7 protein-coding genes are annotated in these 9,696 nt (G+C 54.3%); 4 read left to right on the top strand and 3 right to left on the bottom strand.

Annotated features, from left to right (window positions below):
* The first annotated feature begins 171 nt into the window (after positions 1–171).
* The 4 genes from paaZ to NNN71_RS21540 all read left to right on the top strand — a co-directional run bounded on the left by paaZ (position 172) and on the right by NNN71_RS21540 (position 6,901).
* The gene (paaZ, locus tag NNN71_RS21555) at positions 172–2,217 is read left to right on the top strand and encodes a phenylacetic acid degradation bifunctional protein PaaZ (RefSeq protein WP_271459302.1); all 2,046 of its coding nucleotides are present in this window, start codon (positions 172–174) and stop codon (positions 2,215–2,217) included.
* A gap of 184 nt (positions 2,218–2,401) precedes the next feature.
* Positions 2,402–4,669, top strand: coding sequence for a primary-amine oxidase (gene tynA / locus NNN71_RS21550; RefSeq protein WP_271459301.1), 2,268 nt, complete (start codon positions 2,402–2,404; stop codon positions 4,667–4,669).
* Positions 4,670–4,915: 246 nt separating this feature from the next.
* A complete protein-coding gene (gene asd, locus NNN71_RS21545; protein ID WP_271459300.1) occupies positions 4,916–6,034 on the top strand; it encodes an aspartate-semialdehyde dehydrogenase in 1,119 nt (372 codons plus the stop codon).
* A 213-nt stretch (positions 6,035–6,247) separates the two neighbouring features.
* Positions 6,248–6,901 (top strand): LysE family translocator, encoded by a 654-nt coding sequence (locus NNN71_RS21540; protein ID WP_163445505.1) that lies wholly within the window; start codon positions 6,248–6,250, stop codon positions 6,899–6,901.
* A 91-nt stretch (positions 6,902–6,992) separates the two neighbouring features.
* Here the strand turns inward: NNN71_RS21540 and NNN71_RS21535 are convergent, their stop codons facing one another.
* The 3 genes from NNN71_RS21535 to NNN71_RS21525 form a co-directional block, all read right to left on the bottom strand.
* Complete coding sequence (locus NNN71_RS21535; protein ID WP_271459299.1) at positions 6,993–7,610, bottom strand: helix-turn-helix transcriptional regulator; 618 nt, start codon at positions 7,608–7,610, stop codon at positions 6,993–6,995.
* A gap of 135 nt (positions 7,611–7,745) precedes the next feature.
* The gene (locus NNN71_RS21530) at positions 7,746–8,708 is read right to left on the bottom strand and encodes an ornithine cyclodeaminase family protein (protein WP_271459298.1); all 963 of its coding nucleotides are present in this window, start codon (positions 8,706–8,708) and stop codon (positions 7,746–7,748) included.
* Complete coding sequence (locus tag NNN71_RS21525; protein WP_271459297.1) at positions 8,705–9,670, bottom strand: threonine/serine dehydratase; 966 nt, start codon at positions 9,668–9,670, stop codon at positions 8,705–8,707. Before NNN71_RS21525 ends, NNN71_RS21530 begins: the two co-directional genes overlap by 4 nt.
* Between the last annotated feature and the right edge of the window lie 26 nt (positions 9,671–9,696).

The following is a 9,696-nucleotide window of genomic DNA, read 5'->3' as shown; positions in this document are numbered from 1 at the left end:
GATACATACCGCAATCACCGCTGTTTTATCGCAGGTAAACCGAATGCTAATCAATGCACGTAAGGTGCCCGCGATCGCATTGTTAACAAATTATTAAAATCCGACTTGCATTTAATGATTCATGAAAGAACTATTAATGGCGATAATTCGTAACATATCTGGAGAAACACCATGCAGCAGTTAGCCAGCTATTTGTCCGGCGTCTGGCAAACCGGCCGGGGCCGCGCTCGTACTATCCACCACGCCATCAGCGGTGAGCCGCTGTGGGAAGTGACAAGCGAAGGGCTGGATATGGCGCAGGCGCGCCGTTTTGCGATTGAGCACGGCGGCAAAGCGCTTCAGGCGATGACCTTTATTGAACGCAGTGCGATGCTGAAAGCAGTCGCCAAACATCTGATGGAATTGAAGGCCGACTTCTACGCCATCTCCGCCGAGACCGGCGCAACGCGCGGCGATAGCTGGGTGGATATCGAGGGCGGTATCGGCACCCTCTTCACCTACGCCAGTCTGGGCGGTCGCGAGCTACCGGATGACGTACTGTGGCCGGAGGATGAGCTGATCCCGTTGTCCAAACAGGGCGGCTTTGCCGCGCGCCACGTGCTGACGTCGAAATCCGGCGTGGCGGTGCATATCAATGCCTTTAACTTCCCCTGCTGGGGCATGTTAGAGAAACTGGCGCCGACCTGGCTTGCCGGGATGCCTGCCATCATCAAACCGGCGACCGCCACCGCCCAACTCACCCAGGCGATGGTCAAAGCCATTATCGACAGCGGCCTGGTACCGAACGGCGCGATTAGCCTTATCTGCGGTAGCGCGGGCGAACTGCTCGACCATCTCGACAGCCAGGACGTGGTGACCTTTACCGGCTCGGCGCACACCGGGCAGCAGCTGCGCGTGCATCCAAACCTGGTGGCGAAGTCTGTCCCTTTCACCATGGAAGCGGACTCGCTGAACTGCTGTGTGCTGGGCGACGATGTCACCCCAGAGCAGCCGGAATTTGCGCTGTTTATTCGTGAAGTGGTGCGCGAGATGACCACCAAGGCCGGGCAGAAATGTACCGCCATCCGCCGCATTATCGTGCCGCAGGCGCAGGTCAGCGCAGTCAGTGAGGCGTTGATTGCCCGTCTGCAAAAAGTGGTCGTCGGCGATCCGGCGCAGGAAGGCGTGAAGATGGGCGCGCTGGTGAACAGTGAACAGCGTCAGGATGTGCAGGATAACGTCAACCGTCTGGTAGAAGCGGGATGCGAGGTGCTGCTGGGAGGCAAAGCAGATCTCAGTGCCGCCGGAGCCTTCTTCCCGCCAACGCTGCTGTTCTGCGCGCAGCCGGATGAAATCTCCGCGGTACATGCCATTGAAGCCTTTGGTCCGGTTGCCACCCTGATGCCGTATCAGAATACCGAACACGCGATGACGTTGGCTCGTGCCGGTGAAGGCAGCCTGGCCGGAACGCTGGTAACCGCCAGCGGCGAACTGGCGCGTGAGTTTATCCTCGGTGCCGCCCGCGCTCACGGGCGTATTCAGGTGTTAAACGAGGAATCCTCCGCGGAATCCACCGGCCACGGTTCCCCGCTGCCGCAATTGGTACATGGCGGCCCAGGACGTGCAGGCGGCGGTGAAGAGCTGGGCGGCCTGCGCGCAGTGAAACATTACATGCAGCGCACCGCTATTCAGGGCAGCCCCACCATGCTGGCTGCCGTTAGCCAGCAGTGGGTACGCGGCGCGCAGGTGGTGGAAGATCGTATTCACCCGTTCCGTAAATACTTCGAAGAGATCCAGCCTGGCGATAGCCTGTTGACCCCGCGTCGTACCTTAACCGAAGCGGATATCGTCAACTTTGCCTGCCTCAGCGGCGACCACTTCTATGCCCATATGGACAAGATTGCGGCAGCCGATTCCATTTTCGGCGAGCGCGTGGTGCACGGCTACTTTCTGATTTCCGCGGCGGCCGGTCTGTTTGTTGACGCGGGCGTCGGCCCGGTGATTGCTAACTACGGCATGGAAAACCTGCGCTTTATTGAGCCGGTTAAGCCGGGCGATACCATCCAGGTGCGCCTCACCTGCAAGCGTAAAACGGTCAAACGCCAGCGCAACGCCGAAGAGAAAGCCACCGGCGTGGTGGAATGGGCGGTGGAGATTTTCAATCAGCATCAGCAGGCGGTGGCGCTGTATTCCATTCTGACATTGGTCGCGCGTCAGCACGGGGATTTCCCGGCGTAAGCGGTGGTGACGTCTGGCAATTCAAACATTCATGCCTCTGCGGAGGCATTTTTTGTAACTGGCAAAACTGACAAATAACCTGGCAAGCGCAAGCAAACGTCTCGTGACGATCGGCTGTTAGGGTAAGAGACTGAAGCCGAAGTAGCAGCGGCAAGGCACAACATAACGATAAGATGAGGTCACAATGTCAACAGGCTCGATTCGTTCAAACCGTAAAACAGCGCTGGCGCTGGCCGTCGCCCTGTTCTGCGCCTGGCAAGCTCCAGCCTTCGCCCACGGCGGCGAAGCGCATATGGTTCCGATGGACAAAACCCTGCAAGATTTCGGCGCTGACGTGCAGTGGGATGACTACGCGCAGATGTACACCCTGATCAAAGACGGCGCATTCGTGAAGGTGAAACCGGGTGCGAAAACCGCGGTCGTCAACGGCAAAACCCTGAACCTACAGGTGCCGGTGGTGATGAAAGACGGTAAAGCATGGGTCTCCGATACCTTTATCAACGACGTTTTCCAGTCTGGCCTCGATCAAACCTTCCAGGTCGAGAAAGTGCCGCACCCGCTGAACTCCCTCTCCTCTGCTGAAATCAGCGAAGCGGTCACCATCGTGAAGGCCGCGCCAGAGTTCCAGCCGAACACCCGTTTTACCGAGATTTCCCTGCACGAGCCGGATAAAAAGGCGGTGTGGGAGTTTGCCTTAAAGGGCACTCCGGTTAACACTCCGCGCACCGCCGATGTGGTGATGCTGGACGGCAAGCACGTGATTGAAGCCGTGGTTGACCTGCAGAACAAAAAAGTCCTCTCCTGGAAGCCGATTAAAGACGCGCACGGCATGGTGCTGATTGACGACTTCGTCAGCGTGCAAAACATCATTAACGCCAGCAGCGAATTTGCTGAGGTACTGAAAAAACACGGCATCAAAGACACCACTAAAGTCATCACCACCCCGCTGACCGTCGGCTACTTCGACGGTAAAGACGGCCTGAAGCAGGACGCGCGCCTGCTGAAAGTGGTGAGCTATCTGGATACCGGTGACGGCAACTATTGGGCGCACCCGATCGAAAATCTGGTGGCGGTGGTTGACCTTGAACAGAAGAAAATCATCAAGATTGAAGAAGGCCCGGTTATTCCCGTACCGATGGAGTCTCGTCCATTTGATGGCCGGGACCGCGTAGCCAAGGCAGTGAAACCGCTGGAAATTATTGAACCGGAGGGTAAAAACTACACTATCACCGGCGATATGATCCACTGGCAGAACTGGGACTTCCACCTGCGCCTGAACTCCCGCGTGGGGCCGATTCTCTCCACCGTAACCTATAACGACAACGGCACCAAACGCCAGGTGATGTACGAAGGTTCGCTCGGCGGGATGATCGTGCCCTACGGCGACCCGGACGTAGGCTGGTACTTCAAAGCCTATCTGGATTCCGGCGACTACGGCATGGGCACCCTGACCTCACCGATCGCTCGCGGCAAAGACGCCCCGAACAACGCCGTGCTGCTGGATGAGACCATCGCCGATTACACCGGTACGCCTACCACCATTCCTCGCGCGGTGGCGGTATTCGAGCGCTACGCCGGGCCGGAGTATAAACACCAGGAGATGGGCCAGCCGAACGTCAGCACCGAGCGTCGTGAACTGGTGGTTCGCTGGATCAGTACCGTGGGTAACTACGACTATATCTTCGACTGGGTATTCCACGAAAATGGCACCATCGGTATCGATGCCGGCGCCACCGGTATTGAAGCGGTTAAGGGCGTGAAGGCCAAGACCATGCACGATCCAAGCGCCAAAGAGGATACCCGCTACGGTACGCTGATCGATCATAATATCGTCGGCACCACCCACCAGCATATTTATAACTTCCGTCTCGACCTCGACGTGGACGGCGAAAATAACACCCTGGTGGCAATGGATCCGGAAGTGAAGCCGAACACCTCGGGCGGCCCGCGTACCAGTACGATGCAGGTCAATCAGTATACGATTGAGTCTGAGCAGAAAGCGGCGCAGAAATTCGATCCAGGTACCATTCGCCTGCTGAGCAATACCACCAAAGAGAACCGCATGGGGAACCCGATTTCGTATCAGATTATCCCTTACGCCGGTGGTACCCACCCGGCGGCGACCGGCGCGAAGTTTGCCCCGGACGAATGGATCTACCATCGTCTGAGCTTTATGGATAAACAGCTGTGGGTTACCCGCTATCACCAGCAAGAGCGCTATCCGGAAGGGAAATACCCGAACCGGTCCGTTCACGATACCGGCCTCGGGCAGTACGCGAAAGATGACGAATCGCTGAGCAACCAGGACGATGTGGTGTGGATCACGACCGGCACCACCCACGTGGCGCGCGCCGAAGAGTGGCCGATTATGCCAACCGAATGGGCCCATGCGCTGCTGAAGCCGTGGAACTTCTTTGACGAGACGCCGACGCTGGGCGAGAAGAAGAAATAATTCACAGCCTCGAATAGCCTCAGCAATGAGGCTATTCTCTCCTAAAACGCGATTAATCGCGCGCTCCCCCTGATATTAACGCCCTTTCGATTGCCCCCATTGTTCTTTCATTATTTTTACTAACCCCAGATGAAACATTCTTATTAAAGCGTTTTTTATCGTTTCACTTGATGACGATGTTTTATGAATAAGATATAAATCCCCCTCTTGATATTAACATTTTAACAACATCATTAAGGTTAAAAAATGACGCAGGTTGGCATTATTGGTTGGCGCGGGATGGTGGGTTCTGTTTTGCTGCAGAGAATGCTGGAGGAGAATGATTTCAATGGCATTTCCGCCCATTTTTTTAGCACCTCCAGTGCGGGTGGTCACGGTCCGGTTATTGATGGCATTCGCTATACGCTGAAGGATGCGCATTCTATTGAGGCGCTTGCTGAAATGGATATTATCATTACCTGTCAGGGTGGTGAATATACTAAGGCTATTTACCCCGCTCTGCTTGAATATGGCTGGAAGGGTTACTGGATTGATGCCGCTTCGGCGCTGCGTATGGACGAGAGAGCCTGTATTATTCTTGATCCCGTTAACCGTAAGAATATCGATCGCGCCGTCAACGATGGTATTAAACTTTTTGTCGGCGGCAACTGCTCTATTACATTAAGCCTGATGGGCCTTGCCGGTTTGATAAACGCAGACCTGATAGAGTGGATGAGCGTCATGACCTACCAGTCGGCTTCCGGCGCCGGCGCCAAACACGTTCGCGAACTCATCGCGCAAAGCGCTTATATCAGCCAAAATTTGTCGCCCGATGAGCTGGAAAATCCAGGCTCGGTGCTGCCTTTAGTCAACAAAGTGAGCGAGTTGATTCGCAGCGATAAGATGCCCATCGACAACTTTGGCGCACCGCTAATGGGGAGCATTATCCCGTGGATCGACAGCGACTTAGGGGATGGAAACAGCCGGGAAGAGTGGAAAGGCGAAGCGGAAACGAACAAAATCCTGGGCCTTCCCGTGGGGACCATCCCGGTCAACGGTTTGTGCATTCGTGTTGGCGTGATTCGCTGCCATAGCGCGGCTATCACGCTGAAACTCAAGCGCGAAGTCAGTGAGGCCGAGTTTGAGGCATTGGTGACGCATTCCCATCCCTGGGTGAACTATGTGCCAAACAATAAGGAGGCAAGCGTGGCTCAATTGACCCCTGCCCACATCAGCGGTTCTCTTCAGGTGGGTATTGGTCGCTTTAAAAAAATGGCGCTGAACAATGACCCTATCTACTCGGTACTGACCGTGGGCGATCAGTTGCTTTGGGGGGCAGCAGAGCCGCTGCGTCGTATGCTGAATATCTTGTTGAATAGAATTTAACGATGAAAAGCAGCGCAGGATAGAGAGTGATTGAGGAATATTCTGCGGCTGTGGATTGAGCACAAAATGGCCCGGGGAAGCCTGGGCCAGCTTGTTTTTTGCGCCGTAAATTTAGCACCACTTTGGTAAGTTCGCGTTGTGCAATATGTTCCGCTTTTCGCGCGAATCAGTCTGCGGTAACGTAACGGAAAAATTTCTCCGGATTCAACAAACATGCCTTCCCTCGAAACGTTTATGACTTTCCTTCTCGCGCTGACGCTTCTGGAGATTTCTCCGGGGCCAGACATGATGCTGACTATCGCCAGAGGCGTCGGCCAAGGAAGACGTATTGCCCTTCTTACCGTTCTGGGCAATGTCTTTGTCGCAGGTTTTGTGCAAGTATCCTTTCTTGTCCTTGGGCTGGTTACCGTCGTTCATGCGTGGCCGGTTGCGCTAGACCTCCTGAGGTGGGTGGGCGCAGCTTATCTGATGTGGCTGGGCATAAAAATGATTGCGACTTCCGGAACCGATACCCGGCTACGAAAAACGGCAAAAATTTCTGACTGGAATGCCGTTAAGGAAGGCGCCCTGAATAGCCTAACTAACCCAAAATCCCTGCTGTTTATGTTTGCTTTTCTGCCTCAATTTGTCGATCCCGCCGCGGGTCCTGTCTGGCTGCAATTGCTTGTGCTGGGCAGTATCCAAAAACTGGCAGGAATTGTTTCACTGGGCTCCGTCGCAATGGCATCAGGAACATTTGGAAACTGGCTAGGCCAGCACCCAGGGTTTATCAAATGGCAGGAACGTTTTACCGGTGTTGTGATGATAGGACTTGGTATCCGCATGCTGTTGAGCGGCTCTGGTGTAGTAACGAAAGCTGTCAGGTAATTTTACTGAAATGATGGGCGAAATGTCCGCTTTGTGCCAGAAACGGACGTCAAATCAATATGTTAACTATCCATGCGTATATCTGTGACATTCAGTGTTTAATCTCTTTAAGATGTTTGTAGACAGTGGCACGCCCCATGGAAAGCACATTGGCAATATAATCCGCAGCGTTTCTGACGGAGAACGCGCCCTGACGATACAGTTCAGTCACCAGCTCTTTTTTCTGATGACGGGTCAGGGAGGATAGTGATGCGTTGTTTTCATTCAGCCATTGATGAAGAAAAACGTTAATTTTTTCCTGCCAGTCGTGTTTGAAAAGCTGAACGGGCTGCGGCTGAAGGCGGTTAACAGACAGAAAAATCTCAAGCGCATTTCTGGCATCATCCAGTAATGAGGTGCTGAAGTTGATACAAAAAATGTATTCAGCCTCTCCGTCAACATCCGCGCGGATGCTGACGGAGCGAACTTTTTTGCCGTCCCAGTTAAGCTTTTCGTAGGGACCGGTCAGACTTTCAAGCTCGCCCGGCGTAAGCTCTTCCAGGCCCGCGTCATCACCCACATTACGTTTGGAAATGTTATTGGCGAGATAAGCAATTTTTCCGCTCTTCACGCTGTGAATGGCGACTTCCACTACCGGGTAAAAAAGCGCGGCGATGCCATCCGCCATGGATTTTAAGGTCGCGAATTGTTCTTCTTTAACGCTTTTCATTCTGTCCAAACTCAGACTCCTTGCAACTGAATGGGCATACTGTACCGCAGTCTGTCGTATCTGTGGTGAATAGCACTTCGGCAGATACCAGGCCTTAACGTAATGAATGATGATGAGTCCTGAGGCTCACGAATATCAGCGCCCTCCTCTTTCATTTGCACTGAACTGCGCCAGAATGCTGGCAGAAATCTGCGCATCCTGCACCCCCAGGCCCGTCAAATCGACCAGCGTGATATCGTCTTTTTTGCGCATATAAAGAGAACGATCCGACAGCAGATTACCCAGTTCAATCACGTTGCTGTGCTGGCCTCGCTCTGCTGGCAGGTGGCTCAACTCACCATAAGCAGCGCATTGCTTCAGGGAATCCACCACAATACAGCTGGCATTTGCCACCAGATCGGTATCCAGCTCCTGTTTACCTGGGGCGTCGGCCCCCACAGCGGTGATATGTGTTCCGGGCATAACCCAGTCGGCAGACAACAACGGCGCTGTAGAGGGGGTGGCAGTCACAATAATCGATGCCCCGTCAGCGGCCTGACGTGCGTTAACCGTTGTCTGCGGCTGAATACCCGTATCGGAAAGTTGTTCCCGAAAACGGGCCAGCGATGCCGTGCTGCGTCCCCAGATAATCACATCACGACAGGAGGTGATATCCAGTAGCTGACGCAGCTGCAGCTCTGCCTGCAAGCCGGTGCCGAAAATAGCGATCCGCTCAATGCGCTGTGGCAGCAATAATTCCGCAGCAATGCGCCCGGCAAGGGCAGTTCGCATGGCTGTCAGCCAGCCGTGGTCGTCAAGCAGCGCCAGCGGTTGCCCGGTGTGTGCCGAAAAAATCATACTGAGCCCGTCATTGCCGGGCAAACCCAGAGCGGGATTATTATAAAAACCGGTTGATACTTTGACGCAAAAAATGTCACTCCCCTCAATCCAGGCGGATTTAATACAACAGTCGCCTCTGGCCTGGGTAAAGGCGAACTGCTGCGCAGGGGGAAGCTGGACCCGGCCTTTAGAAACGGCCTCAAAACCGTATCGCAGCCTTTCCAGCACATCAGACTGGTTAAAGAGCGTTTTGATCTCTTCAGGGCCAAGCACTTTCATTTCACCGCTCCGGTAAAGGTTTCAAGGGTGATGTTTTTACCGCACAGTACCACCGCTACCCGTTTGCCGCGCCACTGCTCAGCCTGCTGCATAAAAGCGGCCATCGCCACGCCTGCAGCCCCTTCCACCATCCAGCGTTCATAACGGGCCAGAACCTTCATCGCTGCTTTAATTTCAGCCTCGCTGACCAGAACGCAGTCATCGATGACAGACTGACACAGAGGGAAAGTCACCGTCCCGGGCTCAAGCCCACCGGCTGTACCGTCAGATAGCGTGTCATGCTCCTCTGACTCAACAATTTTGCCAGCCTGCAGGGAGGCATACATTGCCACCGACCCGGTGGGCCAACAGCCTATAACACGGGTTGCCGGTGACAGCTGTTTCATCACCGCGCCGATACCTGAAATAAGCCCGCCCCCACCGACTGCCACAAATACAGCATCCAGAGTATGCCCCGCTTCATGCAGCTCAAACCCCACCGTTCCTTGCCCGGCAATAACGTCTGGATCGTTGTAAGGTGAAACATAGATTTTACCCTGCCGGGCCGCAGTTTCCGATGCCTCCAGTTCAACGCTGAGCGCATCCTTATCAATCATGGTTAACGTTGCGCCATAAGCCCGGATAGCCTCCAGTTTCTGTGGCGATGCCGTAGCAGAGGCAAAAACGGTAACAGCAACACCAGCAATTGCCCCAGCCAGCGCCATCGCCTGACCATGATTGCCGGATGATGCCGTGATCACCCCCTGCGCCTTTTGTTCCGCTGAAAGCTTACGGATCTTGTTGCTGGCTCCACGGAATTTAAACGAACCGGTGTGCTGTAGATGTTCACCTTTCAGAAAAAGATCGCATCCGTAAAGCGTCGAAAGGATATGACTGCGATCGCACGGAGTTTCTCTGACCTGAGGGCGAAGAGCAGTATGGGCTTCCAGACTTGCGTTATAGATATCGGTTAGCAGTGACATAGTGGAATCTCATGATGTATTTATTG

Origin of the sequence: Kluyvera sp. Awk 3, from assembly GCF_028069715.1 — a bacterium.
In the GTDB taxonomy this organism is placed as follows: domain Bacteria; phylum Pseudomonadota; class Gammaproteobacteria; order Enterobacterales; family Enterobacteriaceae; genus Kluyvera; species Kluyvera georgiana_A.
Note: the sequence above shows the minus strand (reverse complement) of the source record. Positions and strands in the feature narration are given on the sequence as shown.

Coding starts and splice junctions, on each gene's coding strand:
- paaZ (WP_271459302.1), top strand. CDS start 172: ATGCAGCAGTTAGCCAGCTATTTGTCCGGCGTCTGGCAAACCGGCCGG.
- tynA (WP_271459301.1), top strand. CDS start 2,402: ATGTCAACAGGCTCGATTCGTTCAAACCGTAAAACAGCGCTGGCGCTG.
- asd (WP_271459300.1), top strand. CDS start 4,916: ATGACGCAGGTTGGCATTATTGGTTGGCGCGGGATGGTGGGTTCTGTT.
- NNN71_RS21540 (WP_163445505.1), top strand. CDS start 6,248: ATGCCTTCCCTCGAAACGTTTATGACTTTCCTTCTCGCGCTGACGCTT.
- NNN71_RS21535 (WP_271459299.1), bottom strand. CDS start 7,610: ATGAAAAGCGTTAAAGAAGAACAATTCGCGACCTTAAAATCCATGGCG.
- NNN71_RS21530 (WP_271459298.1), bottom strand. CDS start 8,708: ATGAAAGTGCTTGGCCCTGAAGAGATCAAAACGCTCTTTAACCAGTCT.
- NNN71_RS21525 (WP_271459297.1), bottom strand. CDS start 9,670: ATGTCACTGCTAACCGATATCTATAACGCAAGTCTGGAAGCCCATACT.